Consider the following 19,124-nt stretch of genomic DNA (forward strand, 5'->3'; position numbering starts at 1 on the left):
GTGGCTAAAGATTTTCGTGATATAACACTTGCATTGGCAGGCATCTGCCAAGCAAGTCGTCTTGTTCAACAAGTTGCTTACCAAGGCAATGCGAACGAGAATGATGTTGAAGTGATGGTTAACAGTGTTTTTAACCTCAATCCGACTTCAACACTTGATGTTTATGGTAATCAAATCAGTCACCTAAAATTAGGCTTTCAAACATTGAAAGCCATTCATCAAGCGGTAAGAAGAGAAAAGTTAACGCTTGAGTTAATGACTTACCAACAAGGTTTAATCAACCTAGAGCGTATTATCAGCAGAAATGATAATTACAGCTCACATTTATCGCAAAAAATTTCTCAATTAGAGCGTCAAAAAAGTTATTTTGAACCCATGTCCGAAGGTGTATTTAATGCCCTTGCTGGCGTTTATGTTGATGCAGTTAGCCCTGTTGGCCCTCGCATTCAGGTTCATGGCTCGATTGATCTATTAAATACCCCTATTATTCAAGCTAAAGTTAGAGCGTTATTACTGACTGGCATTCGAAGTGCTGTGCTCTGGCGTCAAGTCGGTGGTCGTCGTTTTGATTTTTTACTGCATCAAAAGGCTATCCTACGACAAGCTGATGATTTTCTCGCTCAATGTTAATACTTTAAATTCAACCTGGGAGTTGCCAACAATGGAATTATCTTCGCTGACAGCGATTTCACCGATTGACGGTCGTTACGGAAGTAAAACCTCGTCGTTACGTTCTATTTTTAGTGAATTCGGTCTTCTGAAATTCCGTGTACAGGTAGAAGTTCGCTGGCTACAAAAGCTGGCATCTTGCGCCGACATTAAAGAAGTTCCAGCCTTTGAAAAAAACGCAAACGATTACCTTGATGCGATTGTTGCTAACTTCAATGAAGAAGATGCAGCACGTATTAAAACTATCGAACGTACCACTAACCATGATGTAAAAGCCGTAGAATATTTCTTAAAAGAAAAAGTGGCGACTATCCCTGCTTTACATCAGGTTTCTGAATTTATTCACTTCGCTTGTACTTCTGAAGACATTAATAACCTGTCTCATGCCATTATGCTGGAAACAGCACGCCAAGAGATCTTACTGCCTGCATGGCGTGAAATTATTGATACCATTAGCAAAATGGCTCAAGAATACCGTGATTTGCCATTACTTTCTCGCACACATGGTCAACCAGCAACACCATCTACAATTGGCAAAGAGTTTGCTAACGTTGCCTACCGTATGGAGCGCCAATATCGTCAACTAACACAAGTTGAGATCTTAGGTAAAATCAATGGTGCAGTAGGTAACTACAATGCACACTTAGCTGCATATCCTGAAGTAAACTGGCATCAATTTAGTGAAGAATTTGTAACTTCATTGGGTATTACATGGAACCCATACACAACTCAAATTGAACCACACGATTATATTGCGGAGCTTTTTGATTGCATTAGTCGCTTCAACACTATCTTGATCGATTTCGACCGCGATATTTGGGGTTACGTAGCACTGAACCACTTCAAGCAAAAAACAATTGCAGGTGAAATTGGTTCATCAACCATGCCTCATAAAGTGAATCCAATTGACTTTGAAAACTCTGAAGGCAACTTAGGGTTAGCAAATGCAGTAATGGGACACCTTTCTAGCAAGCTACCCGTTTCACGTTGGCAACGTGACTTAACAGACTCAACGGTACTGCGTAATTTAGGTGTTGGGATGGGTTATGCGCTGATTGCTTATCAATCAACCATGAAAGGTCTTAATAAACTTGAAGTGAATGAAAACCACCTTCGTGAAGAATTAGACTGTAACTGGGAAGTATTAGCCGAGCCAATTCAGACTGTAATGCGTCGTTATGGCATTGAAAAACCTTACGAAAAGCTAAAAGAGCTTACTCGCGGCAAACGAATCACTGAACAAGATATGGCAGTTTTCATTGATGGTTTAGAACTACCAGAAGATGAAAAAACGCGCTTAAAAGCAATGAAACCTGAAAGCTATATTGGTTTTGCCACTCAACTTGTTGATAAATTAAACTAATTTATCTTTCTAAAAAGGCAGATAATCTCTGCCTTTTTTTATATCAAAAAATTAGAAAACTCTCTGTAACTTAAACACTTTACCCGCTACGGTATTTTTTAAGTGATAGATTGACTATGATAACAATATATTTTTTATCTTATAGGATGACATTCATTTCCTATATTTATTTTACAACAGTGAATTTTTGCTGATTGTACTCAAGGTGGAATAATGCGGATCTTAATTATTGAAGATAATATTTTACTTCGCCATCACTTATCTGTGCAATTTCGTGACGCAGGACATCAGGTTAATGCCGCAGAAGATGCCAAAGAAGCAGATAATTTTATTGCAGAAGGTACACCTGATGTTGCCATTGTGGACTTAGGATTGCCAGATGAAGATGGCATTAGCCTTATTCGCAGATGGCGAGAGAATAATATTACCCTGCCAATAATGGTATTAACTGCGCGCGAAAGTTGGCAAGAAAAAGTTTCAGCGTTAAATGCGGGCGCTGATGATTATGTGACAAAACCCTTTCATTTTGAGGAAATTGTCGCACGTATTCAGGCATTAATGCGAAGAAACATGGGAATTGCGTCACAAACACTCGTCATTGAACCTTTTGAGTTGGATTTGTCACGTAAAGAGTTCATGATTTCAGGAGAACAAATTAAGTTAACTGCATTTGAATATACGATTTTAGAAACATTAATGCGCAATCAAAACAAAGTCGTTAGCAAAGATGCATTAATGCGCCAGCTATATCCTGATGCTGAACTCAAAGAAAGCCATACTATTGATGTACTTATGGGACGACTACGTAAAAAAATCTTAGAAAAATATCCTGATGATGTGGTGGTTACCGTACGTGGACAAGGCTATCGTTTCGATATGAAACCTTAATATGCAAAAAAAACAGCGCTCCCCATTCTCATTACGAACACGCTTTTTACTTGCTACCAGTGCCATTATTTTGGCACTCACACTCTCATATGGGTTAGTGGCAATTGTTGGTTCGATTGTGAGTATAGATAAAACCACATTTATGCTAATGCGTAGCCAAAGCAATCTTTATTACAGCTTAGCGCAGTGGAATAAGGGAAAGCTGAACATTGAATTTCCAACTAATCTCAATAACAACAATACCTCGCTGGTGATCATTTTTGATGATAAAGGCGGTGTATTGTGGATGCCTCCCGATCTCCCCAAAGCCATTCCCGATAGCATTAAACATAAATGGCGTCATGAAGAAGGCTTATTTGAGATCTCAGTTGATATCAAAACAACACGGTTAATGTTAAAGCAGTTACCGCAATATCGTGTTTATCTCAAACGTCTTGAGGAATACTCTAGTAATGAGTTTTTGACTCACTCAGTTGTGATTAATCATTATCCTGCGGCTGACAATATGCCTTATATGGCGATCGCGGTTATCGATCCTATTCCTCAGCGTATGCAAAAAGTCAGTCAAGTTTGGGATTGGTTCTTATATATCATTCTTGCAAATCTATTTTTGGTTATACCCTTAATTTGGTTAGCTGCACATTGGAGTTTAAGACCGATAAAACAAGTTATTGAACAAATTAGTGCATTAGAAAAAGGGACTCGCAATGATTTGGATGAAAACCCGCCAACCGAGCTAAAAGGCTTAGTCCGAAATTTAAATGTGTTATTGCGTAATGAACGCAGTCGTTATAGTAAATATCGCACAAGTTTATCTGATCTTACCCACAGCCTAAAAACACCACTTGCCGTGTTGCAATCAACATTACGCTCTTTACGTTCGGGCAAACAGATGACGATAGAGCAAGCTGAACCTATCATGCTCGATCAAATAGAACGAATTTCGCAACAAGTCGGTTATTATCTGCACCGAGCATCCATCCATGGTGATCACGATATTACCACGCGAAAACTTCATTCACTGTCAGGACTGCTAGATAATCTTTGTAGTGCATTGAGTAAAGTTTATCAGTCAAAAGGGGTTGATTTAACACTCAATGTTTCACCTGAAATCATGTGGTTAGGTGAGAAAAATGATTTTATGGAAGTGATGGGTAATATTCTTGATAACGCCTGTAAATACTGCTTAGAATTTGTTGAAATCAATGTTAGCAATAATGAAAGTAGTGTAATGATTATTGTTGATGATGACGGCCCAGGCGTCAGCCCTGAAAAAAGAGAGGCCATTTTCCAACGAGGAACAAGAGCAGATACTCTGCGTCCTGGGCAAGGCTTAGGATTATCTATCGCGGTAGATATTATTGAACAATACAGTGGTGAAATTACTATTACCGATAGCCCGTTAGGAGGCGCTCGTATCACTGTGACATTTGCTGAGCAACAACTCACTACAGAACGCGAATAACCCTTATTTATAAAAAAACCTCTCTTTTTAAAGTTATCGCCAAATATACGGCGTTATGTATGATATCTGTTCAGTTGTTATCGAGTTACTCGCTATTACTCACATTGCTCAAAGGAATGTTTAGCAGGAAGTTAGAATTCATTATACTATGGCTTCAGGCTTCCCGAATTCAGGATATACACAATGGACTATAAACTTAATTTAGATTGGCAATCATTCCTCGAAAGCCATTGGCAAAAACGCCCTTTATTAATTAAAAACGGCTTCTCTCGTTTTGTTGATCCTTTATCTCCTGACGAACTTGCTGGTCTTGCAATGGAAGATGAAGTAGATAGCCGTCTTGTTAGCTGTCAAGACGGACAATGGGGAGTCAAACACGGGCCTTTCGAGCACTTTGAAGGACTTGGTGATAAAGATTGGTCTTTACTTGTACAAGCCGTCGATCACTGGCATTTTCCTAGTGCGGCATTAATGAAGCCATTTCGTGTGTTACCCGATTGGCGCATTGATGATTTAATGATCTCTTATTCTGTTCCTGGTGGTGGTGTAGGTCCACATCTTGATCAATATGATGTCTTTATTATTCAGGGACAAGGTCGTCGTCGTTGGCGTGTGGGTGAAAAAATCCCAATGAAACAACACTGCCCTCACCCTGATCTGCTTCAAGTTGATCCTTTTGACGCAATTATTGATGAAGAATTAGAACCGGGTGATATTCTTTATATCCCACCTGGATTCCCACATGAAGGATATGCGATTGAAGAATCGCTAAACTACTCTGTTGGTTTCAGATCACCTAATGCTCGTGAACTTTTCAGTGGTTTCGCTGACTATGTGTTAGCAAATGATTTAGGCAGCTATCGTTATAGCGATCCTGATCTAACTCCGCGTGAAAACCCAGCATTAGTGCAACATCAAGAGTTAAATAAACTTCATGACATGATGGAAGATCTACTTGCTCAACCAGAAGTATTCCGTCATTGGTTTGGTGAGTTTATTTCTCAATCTCGTCATGAGCTTGATCTTGCAGTGCCAGAACCTTTATACGAAAACGCAGAAATTCATGATTTGCTGCAACAAGGTGAACAACTTCACCGCTTAAATGGTCTTCGTGCGCTACGTGTTGGTGATAGCTGTTTTGTTAATGGCGAGTTGATAGATACTGATTATATCGAAGCTGCTGATGCGCTTTGTCAATATGATTATATTGATAAACAACACTTAGGTGATGCATTAACCGATCCCAAATTTGTACGTTTATTAACACACTTGGTAAACCAAGGTTATTGGTATTTTGAAGATTAATTATCAATGATAATTTATAAAGCCCTGACATATTATTGCAGGGCTTTTTTATTACTAGAAATATTAAAATAAGTCTTATTTTAAAATCTAACGAATTAAATAAATTATCGACTCTTTTAAAAGTACTCTTGTATTACGAAAGAAAAAAGGAATCACAACAAAAAATGTACTTTGTAAGAAAAAAAGTAATAATGTATGTTTGCTATTTGTCACATAAAGAGAAAATGAGATTAAATAAGTGATTAGAAAATAACTAAAAATAATAATAAATGATTGTTGCTCAGATTTTTTAATCACTTTCTTTTTATGAGAGCTTAGTTGCTCTTCTATTACAGGTTTTAATAATTTTCCTGTTATGGTTTCCATTCAATATCCTTATATTATATTTATTTCTCTTTAATTATAAGGGAAATTCAGGAAACTCAATTTATCAAAGAGTTATTAATATTAAGCCTATATTAAAAGCTTAATAATAAACAATATGTTAGCCCATTATTATAAAATCACTCTATTTTTAATTAAGTAAATTTTTTCATTAATATCTCGTTTATTTTTCAGCCGTTTCTCCTATTTTATTTGATCAATTGCCCCTAAGATAAAATTAGATTTTTACTTCTTTTTTCGACAATGGAGTCGTCTATGAAAAAATTTATTGTTTTAATCGCTGCTTTTATTTTACCGACCGTGGTATTTGCAAAAACAGTAGAAACAGCAAATATGAAGGCACCACCAGCACAAACGGATATCATTTTTGTGTTAGATAAAAGTGGCTCAATGCAAGGGTATGAAAAAGATACTATTGGTGGATTTAATACTATTTTAGCAGAAAATAAAAATCGCCCTGAAAAAGTCTATATCACCACTATTTTATTTGATAGTCAGGCTAAAAAGTTACATAACCGTATTGATATTAATAAGATAGAGAATTTAACGACTAACGATTATTTTGCATCGGGTAATACCGCACTGTTAGATGCTGTGGGAAATGCGATCACTGAAGGAAATAAACCAAATTCACCCTATAAGAATGTCATGATGGTGATCATCACCGATGGCGAAGAAAATAGTAGCCGTGAATATTCGCTAGAAAAAGTAAAATCATTAATTAATTCAGCAGAAAAAGAGAAAGGTTGGGAATTTATCTTTTTAGGTGCCAACATTGATGCAATAAGTGCGGCTGAAAGTATTGGCATTAAATCATCCAACTCAACTCAATATATCCAAGATGCTAAAGGCTATGAAAATGCCTATGAGTCTGTTAATAAAGCCGTTCAATCTAAAATTGAAGGAAAAGAGTTAAATCAAGATTGGAAATCTTCTGTTGAACAAGATTACGAAAAGCGTAAATAAACAAACTTAATATATTCTTTTTACTAAAAAAATAATAGCCGATATTTCGGCTATTATTTTTCATTTCGAAGCTCAATAAACGATTAGCTAACTACTTTAGCCTTTTCTCTTTCAGCCGTTATTTCAGCAATGCGCATAATGACACTCACCGCCGCTTCCATGCCTTCTAAAGAGATAAATTCATGCTTACCATGGAAATTATAACCGCCTGTGAAAATATTAGGGCAAGGTAATCCACGGTAAGAAAGTTGAGCACCGTCTGTACCACCACGAATAGGCTTGATATTTGGCTCAATATCACAATCAATCATGGCTTGTTTGGCTATTTCAATGATGTGAGGGAATTGAACAACTTTATCATGCATATTGTAATAGCTATCATCAATCGTTAGCTCAATATAACAATCAGGATGCAGGCCTTTACCCACTCTCTCTGCAATCGCAATCATATTCTGTTTGCGTTTTTCAAATAAGTTACGATTAAAATCACGGATAATATAATGCATTTCCGCTCTTTCTACCGAGCCTTTGATACTTTGCAGATGGTAAAAACCTTCATAACCATCGGTATTTTCTGGTGTTTCGTCAACAGGTAATTCTTGATGAATACGTGTTGCTAATCCTAATGCATTAACCATCACCCCTTTTGCACTGCCTGGGTGAACATTGTTACCTACAATTTTGATATTCACGGATGCGGCATTGAAGTTTTCATATTCCAGTTCGCCAACACCACCACCATCAACGGTATAAGCCCAGCTTGCACCGAATGCTTTTAAGTCTACATAATGCGCGCCACGCCCGATTTCTTCATCAGGAGTGAAAGCAATGCGAATATCCCCATGAGGTCGATTCGTTTCTTTTAAGCGCACCATCGCAGTAATAATTTCAGCAATACCTGCTTTGTCGTCCGCACCCAGTAATGTTTTGCCATCAGTAGTAATTAATGTCTTACCAATCATTGAATGTAAGATTGGGAACATAACTGGCGATAACACTTCATCACCAATACCTAAAGCAATATCACCACCACGATAATCTTCAAGCACTTGTGGTTTTACATGTTTTCCTGAAAAGTCAGGAGATGTATCAAGATGCGAAATAAAGCCAATAACTGGCACTGGCCAAGATACATTGGATGGTAAACTTGCCATTACACATCCCTTGTCACTGAGCATTACATCGGAAAAGCCCAGCTTTTTTAATTCTTGAGCCAATGCCTTGGCAAGTTTTAATTGTCCATCACTGCTTGGTGACATTTTTGAAGATGGTTTTGATTGTGTATCAAAATTAATATATTCAAAAAAACGTTCTAATAATTTATCCATTTTGCCCCCTAAGATCTCTCTAAGAACAATAATAGGGAACTCTATAAAATAATTATTGCGTCAAATCAGCTTTAGGATCATTAATTAATTCAAACAATTTATGAACATATTCATCAACTACCTGACTTGCAGGGCCATAATGTTTCTCTTCAAACTGACTTTCAACCAAACTGGGTTCAAGATTTAACTCAACAGTATGAGCGCCTGTTAATCGAGCTTCATGGACAAAACCAGCTGCTGGGTAAACATTTCCAGATGTACCGATAGAGATAAAAATATCAGCCTCAGCCAAAGCGTGATAAATCTCTTCCATACCAATTGGCATTTCACCAAACCAGACAATATGTGGGCGTAGTGGCGATGGGAATTGGCAGCAATGACAACGATCGGTTGTTTCTAAGTCCCCTTTCCACTCAAATACTTGACGAGATTGAGGGCAACGCACTTTTAGCAATTCACCATGCATATGCAAAATATGTTTACTACCTGCTTTTTCATGCAGATTATCAATATTTTGCGTAACGAGTAAAAAATTGTCTTTACCTAAACGTTGCTCTAGTTTCGCTAATGCATAATGCGCTTCATTAGGTTGAATAGAAGGTTGTTGCAATTGGCGGCGACGTTCATTGTAAAACTGCTGAACCAATTGGGGATTGCGTTGATAACCTTCAGGTGTTGCAACATCTTCAACGCGATGTTCTTCCCACAATCCATCTTCTGATCGGAATGTTTTAATTCCTGATTCAGCAGAAATGCCAGCCCCTGTTAATACGACAACTTTGGGTAAATTCATTTCATGTTCCGTTTTATGGGTGAGATGAAAATAACGACAACGTGAATGCTGCCTACGTAAATTTTTGATCTTACGAAACTTCCTAAGCCGACGATGACGAAGTTTAAGTTTCATCATTACAATCCTTGGTTTTCAAATTTAAATATCGCGTTTCTTATCTTCACTAGTTTAAGCGTTTTTTCTTCTTTGTATGTCAATAAACTTATTGTCCACTTAAAATTCTTGCAGGATCTAGTTTAGTGGCTCGGCGTGCAGGATACCAACTTGCAATCAGGCTTAAGATCACAGTGGTAATAAATACAGAGAAAACGTCAATTAAATGAACTTCTGAAGGTAGAAAGTCGACGAAATAAACATCGCCTGACAACACACTGTGTCCCGTTAATGATTCAATAACAGACACTAATGGCGTTAAATTATAAGCAACCAATACACCAAATATCACACCAGCGACACAACCAATCATGCCTGATAATAAACCGTACCATAAAAAGATATTACGAATATGGCTATCTCGTGCACCTAACGTTCGTAAAATAGCAATATCACTACTTTTATCTCTTACCGCCATAATCAGCGTTGAGACAATATTAAAACAAGCGACACCAATCACTAAGATCATCGATAAATACATAATGCTACGGATCATCTGAATATCGCTATACATATAGCCATAGTCACTTATCCAGCTTTTCGCATAAACATATTCTTTACTGTTTAAACCCGCATTATGAATAATTTCATTCGCGAAAAAAGGATCTACTGTTTTCACTTCAATCCCTGTAATGCCTTGCCCATAATCCATATATTGTTGCGCATCTGATAAAGGAATTAACGCTAATTGGTGATCAAGCATTCCACTGAGTTTAAAGATACCACTCACTTGTAAGCGAATACGTTTAGGCTGTAAAAGCTTAGTAGGATCATCATTATTAGGAATTAATACCGTCAGCCAATCACCTTGTTTTATTTTCAACGCATTGGCAACACCTTGTCCTATAATAATTTGTTGTTTACCTGCCTTAAAATTTTGCCATGCATTGTTTTGTACATATCGAGGCAACAGGCTGATATCACCTTGTTTTTCAGGTGAGACCCCCATCACTTGCACTGCCTTTAACTCTGTTCCTTTTTCTAACAATCCAGTGAGTAAAATATAAGGAGCAGCAGCGACAACACCTTGGGTATTTTCAATACGAGGTAATGCTGATTGCCATTGTACAAATGGCTGTTCTACTGAATAAATTTGTCCGTGAGGCACAACTGATAAAATACGGTTTTTTAATTCACGCTCAAAGCCATTCATGGCACTTAAGCCAATAATTAAGACAGCAACACCCAGCATAATGCCCAGTGTTGAAATAACTGAAATTAAAGAAACCATTCCCGCACGTTTTCGCCCTCTTGAAAAACGTAATGCGGTCACTAATGCAAGTGGCAATTGCGCCATTATTTCACTCCTGAAATTGCGTTTTGTGACTGTAGTTGACCATCTTTCATTTCAAGTTGGCGCTGAAAACGAGCCGCCAGTGACAAATCATGCGTTACGACCAGAAAAGCGGTTTGTTTTTCTTTGTTTAACTTAATCAACAATTCAAAAATCCCTTCTGCATTTTTCTGGTCAAGATTACCCGTTGGTTCATCAGCAAGGACTAATGCAGGATCGTTCACTAATGCTCTCGCAATCGCAACGCGTTGTCTCTCACCACCAGAAAGCTCTGAAGGACGGTGATGAGCGCGATCTTTTAACCCAACAGCTTCAAGTAAAGACATCGCTTTTTCTTTTGCAACTGAAGCGCTCGTGCCGCCAATCATCAGTGGCATAGCAACATTTTCAAGTGCGGTGAAATCAGGTAATAGATGATGAAATTGATAAATAAAACCCAATTGGCTATTACGTAGATCAGCCTTTTCAGAAGAGGATAATTTATTAAGTGATTGCCCTTTAAAAAAGACTTCACCTGATGTGGGAGAATCTAATCCACCCAGTAAATGTAATAAAGTACTTTTTCCTGAGCCGGAACTCCCCACGATGGCAAGAAAATCGCCCTTATCCATTTTAAAAGAGACTGATTTCAGCACTTGTGTGGAAATAGAACCATCTTGGTATTGTTTACATAGGGCGTGGCAATCCAATAAACCATCTTTATTAATGTGTATTTGTTTTTCTGATGCCATTGGTTGTTTATTCAAAGAAGAATTACTCATAACGTAGCGCCTCTGCTGGCTGAATAGCCGCGGCCCGCCAAGACGGGTATAAAGTGGATAAAAGGGAAATGATAATAGCGGAGAAACCAATCATAAAGACGCGTCCCCAATCAAGTGTTGCGGGCAATTCCACACCTTGAGGGATAAGTCCTACCGCTGGCATAATAACGTTTAATTGGCTTGAGAGTAATGCGCCTAACAGACCACCAGCTACCGCCCCTAAAATACCCGCACCTGCACCTTGTAGCATAAAAATGGACATAATCTGAGAGCGTTTTAAACCCATAGTTTGCAAAATAGCAACTTCACCTTGTTTTTCCATGACCAACAAAGAAAGTGAGGTAATAATATTAAAAGCTGCCACTGCTATAATTAAGCTTAATAATAATCCCATCATATTTTTTTCCATTTTTACAGCTTGGAAAAATTCACCTTTACGTTCGCGCCAATCTCTCCAACTTAGATTTTTATCTAAAGATTGTGCACTGTATTTTTCAATATTGAGAGGATCAGTAAAGAAAAGACGCCATCCTGTAATATTACCCGGCTGATAACGCATTAAACGTGCCGCATCTTGCTGATTAACTAAGATTTGTGAGGCATCTGCATCGCCACCACTTTGGAAAATACCTTTAACGGTAAATAACCGTTGGCTAGGTAATCTTCCCATTGGTGTTAATTGGCTTACGCTTGGCACAATAAGGCGGATGTTATCGCCTTCTTTTGCTTTTAACTGTTTAGCAAGGCCACTTCCTAAAATCACACCATAATCACCCGCTTTCAGCATAGAAAAATCGCCATAACGAATATGTTTCGTTAAAGGTTCATCTTGCTCTTTTTCTATACCCAACATAACACCAACGCTGATATTGTCTTTACTTTGCAAAACAACATCGCCTTCTACTAAAGGGGTAACGTTTATGATACCTTCACGCGTCAGTAATCTTTCAGCTATATTTGAATCTCGGGGTAATTGCCCGTTAGGTGATGTCACGATGGCTTGTGGAATATAAGCAAGAATGCTTTCTTGCAACGAACGTTCAAAACCATTCATGACAGAAGTCACTGTAATCAGTGCCGCGACACCTAACATAATCCCTAAAGCGGATAGCCATGAGACGAAGCGACCGAATTTATCGACCGCACGACCCCGCATATAACGGAGCCCTATATAAAATGAGACAGAATTGTACATGAAATCTGTGCTGTTCCTGTTGCTAATGCGAAGTGTTCAGGGATAATAAAGGGTAGTCTTACTGAATGGAACCACTCTATTCCCAAACTGTGGTTTTTTCTTTTATCTTAACCTGCCCGCCAGTTTAAGCTTTAGCCATTAAGCTAAAGATGTGTTGGGAGTTAACTACAACAAAGAGTTCACATTACACGCTTATGTCCTCAGAATATCGTTATCAACTTCCTATAAAACAAGGGGATACTCGTCAGCTAGGTCAATTGACTGGTGCCGCTTGTGCTCTAGAATGTGCCGAGATCATCAAACGTCACTCTGGATTAGTCGTTCTTGTTACTCGTGATATGCAAAATGCATTGCGTTTACAAGATGAAATCCGTCAGTTTTGTGATTATCCAGTAGAGACATTATCGGATTGGGAAACGCTGCCATACGACAGTTTTTCACCTCACCAAGAAATCATCTCAAACCGCCTTTCTACGCTATACCGTATTCCATCACTTCTCAAGGGAATTTTAATCTTACCTGTCAATACGTTAATGCAGAAAGTCTGCCCAACGGATTATCTCGCAAGTCATGCGTTGGTAATGCAAAAAGGAGAGATACTTTCTCGTGATAATTTACGTAAAACATTAGATGAAGCGGGATATCGCCATGTCGAACAAGTATTAGAACATGGGGAATACGCAACGCGTGGTGCATTATTAGATTTATTTCCTATGGGAAGTGAATTTCCTTATCGTATTGATTTTTTCGATGACGAAATAGATAGCCTGCGTACTTTTGATGTCGATACACAACGGACATTAGCTGAAGTTGATCAAATTAATTTACTGCCTGCACATGAATTCCCAACAGATGCAAATGCGATAGAAACTTTCCGTAGCCAATGGCGTGAACGGTTTGATGTAAGACGTGATCCTGAACATATTTATCAGCAAGTAAGTAAACACATATTGCCAACGGGAATTGAATATTGGCAATCCCTGTTTTTTGAACAGCCTTTATCTAACTTATTTGCTTATTTCCCTAAAAACACATTGATAGTGACGCAAGATCTACAAGATTTTGCAGAAAAATTTTGGCAAGACATTAATCAACGTTTTGAAAGCCGTCGCGTTGATCCTATGCGACCACTGTTACCACCAGATGATATTTGGCTGAATGTTGATAAATTTAATAAAGAGTTAAAACAGTGGCCTCGTATTCAACTTAAAACAGAAACGTTGCCAGAAAAAGCGGGACAGACCAATTTAGGCTATCAACCTCTTCCTGATTTATCGATTAACGCTCAAAGCAAATCACCTTTAGATAACTTACGCCGATTCCAAGAACAATTTTCAGGTAGTGTTATTTTCTCTGTTGAAAGTGAAGGACGACGCGAAACCGTACAAGAGCTTTTATCGCGGATAAAAATAGCACCTAAGCAAATCATTGAATTATCTGATGCTCAAGAGAAAGGTTTTTACTTTATCATTGGTGCTGCTGAACATGGATTTATTGATAACCATCGTCAATTAGCCATGATCTGTGAAAGTGATATGTTAGGTGAACGCGTTAATCGTCGTCGCCAAGACAATCGTCGTGCTATTAATACAGATACCTTAATTCGCAACCTTGCTGAATTAAGCATAGGACAGCCCGTTGTTCATCTTCAACATGGTGTTGGTCGCTATCAAGGAATGACAACACTAGAAGCTGGTGGCGTTAAAGCTGAATATTTGATGTTAAGCTACGCGGGTAATGACAAGCTTTATGTTCCTGTTTCATCACTGCATTTAATCAGTCGTTATTCTGGTGGCGCAGATGAAAATGCCCCACTACATAAATTGGGTGGCGATGCATGGGTAAGAGCTCGCCAAAAAGCTGCTGAAAAAGTGCGAGATGTCGCAGCAGAGTTATTAGATGTTTATGCTCAACGCGAAGTAAAAACAGGCTTCGCCTTTAAAATGGATAAAGAGCAATACCAATCATTCCGCCAAAGCTTTCCTTTTGAAACAACACCTGATCAAGAAATGGCTATCAATGCTGTGCTTAGCGATATGTGCCAAGCCATTTCAATGGATAGACTCGTCTGTGGCGATGTCGGATTTGGTAAAACAGAAGTGGCGATGCGCGCTGCATTTCTTGCCGTTAACAACAATAAACAAGTCGCTATTTTAGTACCAACCACCCTATTGGCTCAGCAACATTTTGATAATTTCCGTGATCGTTTTGCTAATTGGCCCGTTAACATTGAGATGATCTCACGTTTTCGTAGCGCAAAAGAGCAACAGCAAATCACAGAAAAACTGGCCGAAGGTACAGTTGATATTGTCATTGGCACACATAAATTGCTTCAACCAAATATTCAGTGGAAAGATTTGGGGCTATTAATTGTCGATGAAGAGCACCGCTTTGGTGTTCGCCATAAAGAGCGAATAAAAGCCATGCGTGCTAATGTCGATATATTAACGCTAACAGCAACGCCTATTCCTCGTACGTTGAATATGGCAATGAGCGGTATGCGTGATCTTTCTATTATTGCAACACCACCAGCACGTCGCTTATCGGTGAAAACCTTTGTGCGAGAATATGATGACTTAGTGGTGCGCGAAGCTATCTTGCGTGAAACATTGCGTGGCGGACAAGTTTATTACTTGTATAACGATGTTGAGAATATCGAAAAAGCCCGTGAGAGACTGGCTGCACTCGTTCCTGAAGCACGTATTGGTATTGGTCACGGACAAATGCGTGAGCGTGAACTTGAACGTGTGATGAATGATTTCCATCACCAACGTTTTAATGTGTTACTTTGCACCACAATTATTGAAACAGGTATCGATATACCAACCGCGAACACCATTATTATTGAACGTGCAGATCACTTTGGTTTAGCGCAATTGCATCAGTTACGTGGTCGCGTAGGTCGTTCTCATCATCAAGCTTATGCTTATTTGTTGACACCTCATCCTAAAGCAATGACAAAGGATGCTCATAAACGTTTAGAAGCGATTGCTTCACTGGAAGATCTGGGTGCTGGTTTTGCATTAGCCACCCATGATTTAGAAATTCGGGGTGCGGGTGAGCTATTAGGTGAAGAGCAGAGCGGTCAAATGAATACCGTCGGCTTCTCTCTTTATATGGAATTGCTAGAAAGTGCAGTAGAAGCACTTAAAGAGGGTAGAGAGCCATCACTTGAAGATCTCACCAATCAACAAACTGAAATTGAATTAAGAATGCCTGTCTTGTTGCCTGATGATTACATTCCTGATGTAAATGTCAGACTTTCATTCTATAAACGAATTGCCAGTGCGATCGACTTAACAGAGCTTAATGATCTAAGAGCAGAGTTAATTGATAGATTTGGTAAGCTGCCTGATGCAGGGCGTTATCTACTGCGTAATGCTGCTATTCGCTTAAGTGCAATGAGCTTGGGTATCACTCGAATTGAAGCTCATGATAAAGGCGGATTTATTGAGTTTGGTGAAAAGAATAAGGTTGAACCAGGATATTTAATCAGCCTACTTCAAGAACAACCTGCTATTTTCCGTTTAGATGGTCCATCAAAACTGAAATTTATTACAGATCTCACTGAGCGTGAGAAACGACTCACCTTTATTGATGATATGTTAAGTGCGTTCAATGATCATAAGATCAAATAACCACATATTTATGATTTTTTGAATCAGTAAAAAGGCGTAATTGAAGTGGTTTCACTCCTTCATTACGCCTTTTTTATTCTTTAGATTTAATCTTTACGGCAAGGTACTTTTTCATTCATAGAACAATAAGGTTCTTGTTCTAAAATCAGCCTACCATCAGAATCTAATGCGATAATTTCACCAGGTTTAAACGTGGTACGTACTTTGCCCGGTGTTCCATCGATAGTATAAAGCACATCATAACCAACAATTCTACGCTCTTGACGATAAATCGGGATGCACTCTTTAAATTGAGGATAAGGGAAATTAGCAATATTGCTGTTATTGAGTGCTTCAATCATATAAAACACTCGACACTCTTGCTCTGCGGGATGAAATCGTGACAATTTTTCTGGTGTAAAAGGTGTAGGTAAGCCAATTCGATGACAATACTCTTCTGTCACAAAAACAGTTGATTTAATAGGTGTAGCTGAAACGACATGAGCGTATTGAGGCTGGGGAAATACCCACCTCCATGCAATAAATGAAAGAATAGCTAATACAATGATTAGTCCTATTAGTGTGTACTTTCTGACATTAACACCCACTTTTACCCCTTTTTATTTGTTTTATCCTTAATTGCCACAGATACGTAATAAAAGCCACGGTTTCACTCTAACTGGCTAATATATTTACTATTCAATAAATGAATTCTCTAATCTGATAGCTTAATTCAACATCCATGCTGATTAACATAATAAGTAAACCACGTATTTATGACATGTTAAATACACCACTTATTTCTGTTTTAATTACTTAATTAAATACTAACTACATTCTTAGGACTTACACATTATATTAAGATAGATCTTAATTTATTAAGCTGAAAAAATAAAAATCGTCATGCTACTTATGATACATCATTATGATAACACTAAGTTAACAAATGTCGCCTAAAAATAGGCGATATTCCATATTTAACGCATATTATAAAATTTACTTTTAAGATTTGTAAAATTATTTTACCCATTTAAATACGAGTAAAAATAACAAGTTAAGCTTATTTCTAATAATTTTAACTTATTATCTTTCTAATACAAATCTACGAAACACCATAACATTTTATTTGATGAATTAATGAATTAAACATCATTTTTTATTTAAGAAAAGTCTTAAATAATTTAGCGTAATAAATAAAATAAATGTTATCTTTAATATTACAAGTTTAACCTTAATAATAAAATTATATTTATCATTACTCTATTGAGCTTTAGCGTTATCGGTTATTTCTGATATAGGCAGACAAATCATCTAGTGCTTTATGCTATGTTTATTTATTTTATTTGGATATTCTCATTTAATTATTTAATTTAAAATAAAAAATAGATAAAAAACCCTCATAAAATATGAGGGTTTAAAAAAGTAACTTTTGTCTTATCTGTAAAGCAAAAGATAAATTAATGAAGTTTTAGTTTAGGTCTAATTACTCGGTTGATTGATCCGACTAACATCATAAGTCCAGTTTTGATATAACCATGCAACGCTATTTGATGCATTCGATATAAAGAGATATAAACAATCCGCGCTATGCGCCCTTCGATCATCATGTCCCCCTTCATTAAATTCCCCATCAAACTCCCCACGGTACTAAATTTAGAGAGTGAAACTAATGAGCCGTGATCGGTAAACACATAATCTTTTAGCGGTTTATCTTTTAACATTGCTAAAATATTGCTGTAACAACGACTTGCCATTTGATGTGCGGATTGTGCTCTTGGTGGAACAAAACCGCCTTCTTTTCTTGGACAAGAAGAACAGTCACCAATTGCAAAGATAGACTCATCTAAGGTTGTTTGTAAGGTAGGTTTAACGACCAACTGATTAATACGGTTAGTTTCTAGGCCAGCAATCTCTTTCATAAAATCAGGCGCTTTAATACCTGCTGCCCACACCATTAAGTCAGCATCAATATGCTCACCATCTTTGGTGTTTAATCCACCTTCATCTGCGCTTGTGACCATGGTTTTGGTCATCACTCGCACACCTAATTTGGTTAATTCCTGATGTGCAGCACTAGATATACGCACTGGTAATGCAGGTAAGATATGCTCTCCAGCTTCAACCAAAGTAATATTTAATGCTGAAGGTGCTAATTTTTTTAATCCATAACTATTAAGCTGACGTACTGCATTATGCAATTCAGCTGAAAGTTCAACACCCGTTGCACCACCACCCACAATCGCAATATTTACCTTACGATTTTCTTCTTGTGCATTGGTATCTGCTGAGTATTTTAAAAATAAATTTAACATTTCGTTATGGAAACGATGTGCTTGTTGAGGACTGTCCAAGAAAATACAGTTCTCTTTAATACCTGGTGTGCCAAAATCGTTTGATTTACTGCCTAACGCCATCACTAAAATATCGTAGTCTAATGTACGTTCAGGTACGAGCAATTCTTGCTCTTCATTATAAATAGCAGCCAATGTGATATTTTTTTGCTCACGATCAAGCCCTGTTAATGAGCCTAATTGGAAATTAAAATGATGGTTATAGCCGTGTGCTAGATAACTTAAAGCATCAACACCATCATCTAAAGAGCCCGTTGCTACTTCATGTAAAAGGGGTTTCCATAGATGACTGTTGTTGCGATCCACTAAGGTGATCTCTGCTTTTTTGCTGCGTCCTAATTTATTGCCTAATTTGGTCGCCAGTTCTAAACCACCAGCGCCGCCACCGACAATAACAATTTTTTTTAATGACATTTAACGTCACTCCATAAAGATATTTACTGTTGTTATTTAAATAGCCTTAGTGAAATCTACTTAAATAATGACAGTTAAATCGTTTCTGCTGTTATTTTTGTTCTTAAGCAAGTTAATTGGAAAGATGGTCATACCAAAGTTGATTTATATCAAAAATATTTGAATATTCATATCTATT

General features: G+C 37.7%; 15 protein-coding genes. 7 read left to right on the forward strand and 8 right to left on the reverse strand.

The features are described from left to right. The 5 genes from hflD (at position 1) to ACNARN_RS16565 (ending at position 5,690) form a co-directional block, all read left to right on the forward strand. The gene (hflD, locus tag ACNARN_RS16545; protein ID WP_198620636.1) at positions 1–630 is read left to right on the forward strand and encodes a high frequency lysogenization protein HflD; all 630 of its coding nucleotides are present in this window, start codon (positions 1–3) and stop codon (positions 628–630) included. Between the two features lie 31 nt (positions 631–661). Then, positions 662–2,032, forward strand: a complete 1,371-nt coding sequence (gene purB / locus ACNARN_RS16550; protein WP_109372904.1) for an adenylosuccinate lyase — start codon at positions 662–664, stop codon at positions 2,030–2,032. A gap of 213 nt (positions 2,033–2,245) precedes the next feature. Then, entirely contained in the window at positions 2,246–2,920 is a 675-nt protein-coding gene (gene phoP, locus ACNARN_RS16555; RefSeq protein ID WP_416304713.1) for a two-component system response regulator PhoP, read from the forward strand. Position 2,921: 1 nt separating this feature from the next. Then, entirely contained in the window at positions 2,922–4,385 is a 1,464-nt protein-coding gene (gene phoQ, locus ACNARN_RS16560; RefSeq protein WP_198620638.1) for a two-component system sensor histidine kinase PhoQ, read from the forward strand. Between the two features lie 183 nt (positions 4,386–4,568). Further along, positions 4,569–5,690 (forward strand): cupin domain-containing protein, encoded by a 1,122-nt coding sequence (locus ACNARN_RS16565; protein WP_198620639.1) that lies wholly within the window; start codon positions 4,569–4,571, stop codon positions 5,688–5,690. Between the two features lie 87 nt (positions 5,691–5,777). Here the strand turns inward: ACNARN_RS16565 and ACNARN_RS16570 are convergent, their stop codons facing one another. Then, positions 5,778–6,056 (reverse strand): hypothetical protein, encoded by a 279-nt coding sequence (locus ACNARN_RS16570; RefSeq protein WP_198620640.1) that lies wholly within the window; start codon positions 6,054–6,056, stop codon positions 5,778–5,780. A gap of 261 nt (positions 6,057–6,317) precedes the next feature. Here ACNARN_RS16570 and ACNARN_RS16575 point away from each other — a divergent pair, with 261 nt between their 5' ends. Next, positions 6,318–7,040: a vWA domain-containing protein gene (locus ACNARN_RS16575; protein ID WP_269812697.1), complete on the forward strand. Its 723-nt coding sequence runs from the start codon at positions 6,318–6,320 to the stop codon at positions 7,038–7,040. 83 nt (positions 7,041–7,123) lie between these two features. On the opposite strand, the gene pepT is transcribed toward ACNARN_RS16575, so the two are convergent. The 5 genes from pepT to lolC form a co-directional block, all read right to left on the reverse strand. After that, complete coding sequence (gene pepT, locus ACNARN_RS16580) at positions 7,124–8,368, reverse strand: peptidase T (RefSeq protein ID WP_109372899.1); 1,245 nt, start codon at positions 8,366–8,368, stop codon at positions 7,124–7,126. A 52-nt stretch (positions 8,369–8,420) separates the two neighbouring features. Further along, complete coding sequence (gene cobB / locus ACNARN_RS16585; RefSeq protein ID WP_196736451.1) at positions 8,421–9,278, reverse strand: Sir2 family NAD+-dependent deacetylase; 858 nt, start codon at positions 9,276–9,278, stop codon at positions 8,421–8,423. A gap of 85 nt (positions 9,279–9,363) precedes the next feature. Then, positions 9,364–10,611, reverse strand: a complete 1,248-nt coding sequence (gene lolE / locus ACNARN_RS16590; RefSeq protein WP_198626535.1) for a lipoprotein-releasing ABC transporter permease subunit LolE — start codon at positions 10,609–10,611, stop codon at positions 9,364–9,366. Beyond that, positions 10,611–11,339 carry a lipoprotein-releasing ABC transporter ATP-binding protein LolD gene (gene lolD, locus ACNARN_RS16595; RefSeq protein ID WP_416304767.1) on the reverse strand — a complete coding sequence of 243 codons (729 nt, stop codon included), beginning with the start codon at positions 11,337–11,339 and terminating at the stop codon, positions 10,611–10,613. Before lolD ends, lolE begins: the two co-directional genes overlap by 1 nt. 22 nt (positions 11,340–11,361) lie before the next feature. After that, positions 11,362–12,564 (reverse strand): lipoprotein-releasing ABC transporter permease subunit LolC, encoded by a 1,203-nt coding sequence (gene lolC, locus ACNARN_RS16600; RefSeq protein WP_198626534.1) that lies wholly within the window; start codon positions 12,562–12,564, stop codon positions 11,362–11,364. A 194-nt stretch (positions 12,565–12,758) separates the two neighbouring features. Between lolC and mfd the strand changes: the two genes are divergently transcribed. Beyond that, positions 12,759–16,202, forward strand: a complete 3,444-nt coding sequence (gene mfd / locus ACNARN_RS16605; protein ID WP_198632308.1) for a transcription-repair coupling factor — start codon at positions 12,759–12,761, stop codon at positions 16,200–16,202. Positions 16,203–16,288: 86 nt separating this feature from the next. Here mfd and umoD read toward each other — a convergent pair whose 3' ends face one another. Both umoD and ACNARN_RS16615 read right to left on the reverse strand, forming a co-directional pair. Then, a complete protein-coding gene (gene umoD, locus ACNARN_RS16610; protein ID WP_109372894.1) occupies positions 16,289–16,789 on the reverse strand; it encodes a flagellar biogenesis regulator UmoD in 501 nt (166 codons plus the stop codon). Positions 16,790–17,638: 849 nt separating this feature from the next. Continuing rightward, the gene (locus tag ACNARN_RS16615; protein ID WP_416304714.1) at positions 17,639–18,946 is read right to left on the reverse strand and encodes an NAD(P)/FAD-dependent oxidoreductase; all 1,308 of its coding nucleotides are present in this window, start codon (positions 18,944–18,946) and stop codon (positions 17,639–17,641) included. Positions 18,947–19,124 lie beyond the last annotated feature (178 nt).

The sequence above is a fragment of the Proteus sp. TSJ240517 genome, from assembly GCF_047921575.1.
Taxonomy (GTDB): Bacteria; Pseudomonadota; Gammaproteobacteria; order Enterobacterales; family Enterobacteriaceae; genus Proteus.

Bases quoted from the DNA above. Each gene is read 5' to 3' on its own strand.
- purB (WP_109372904.1), top strand. From the start codon at position 662: ATGGAATTATCTTCGCTGACAGCGATTTCACCGATTGACGGTCGTTAC.
- phoP (WP_416304713.1), top strand. From the start codon at position 2,246: ATGCGGATCTTAATTATTGAAGATAATATTTTACTTCGCCATCACTTA.
- phoQ (WP_198620638.1), top strand. From the start codon at position 2,922: ATGCAAAAAAAACAGCGCTCCCCATTCTCATTACGAACACGCTTTTTA.
- ACNARN_RS16565 (WP_198620639.1), top strand. From the start codon at position 4,569: ATGGACTATAAACTTAATTTAGATTGGCAATCATTCCTCGAAAGCCAT.
- ACNARN_RS16570 (WP_198620640.1), bottom strand. From the start codon at position 6,056: ATGGAAACCATAACAGGAAAATTATTAAAACCTGTAATAGAAGAGCAA.
- ACNARN_RS16575 (WP_269812697.1), top strand. From the start codon at position 6,318: ATGGAGTCGTCTATGAAAAAATTTATTGTTTTAATCGCTGCTTTTATT.
- pepT (WP_109372899.1), bottom strand. From the start codon at position 8,368: ATGGATAAATTATTAGAACGTTTTTTTGAATATATTAATTTTGATACA.
- cobB (WP_196736451.1), bottom strand. From the start codon at position 9,278: ATGATGAAACTTAAACTTCGTCATCGTCGGCTTAGGAAGTTTCGTAAG.
- lolE (WP_198626535.1), bottom strand. From the start codon at position 10,611: ATGGCGCAATTGCCACTTGCATTAGTGACCGCATTACGTTTTTCAAGA.
- lolD (WP_416304767.1), bottom strand. From the start codon at position 11,339: ATGGCATCAGAAAAACAAATACACATTAATAAAGATGGTTTATTGGAT.
- lolC (WP_198626534.1), bottom strand. From the start codon at position 12,564: ATGTACAATTCTGTCTCATTTTATATAGGGCTCCGTTATATGCGGGGT.
- mfd (WP_198632308.1), top strand. From the start codon at position 12,759: ATGTCCTCAGAATATCGTTATCAACTTCCTATAAAACAAGGGGATACT.
- ACNARN_RS16615 (WP_416304714.1), bottom strand. From the start codon at position 18,946: ATGTCATTAAAAAAAATTGTTATTGTCGGTGGCGGCGCTGGTGGTTTA.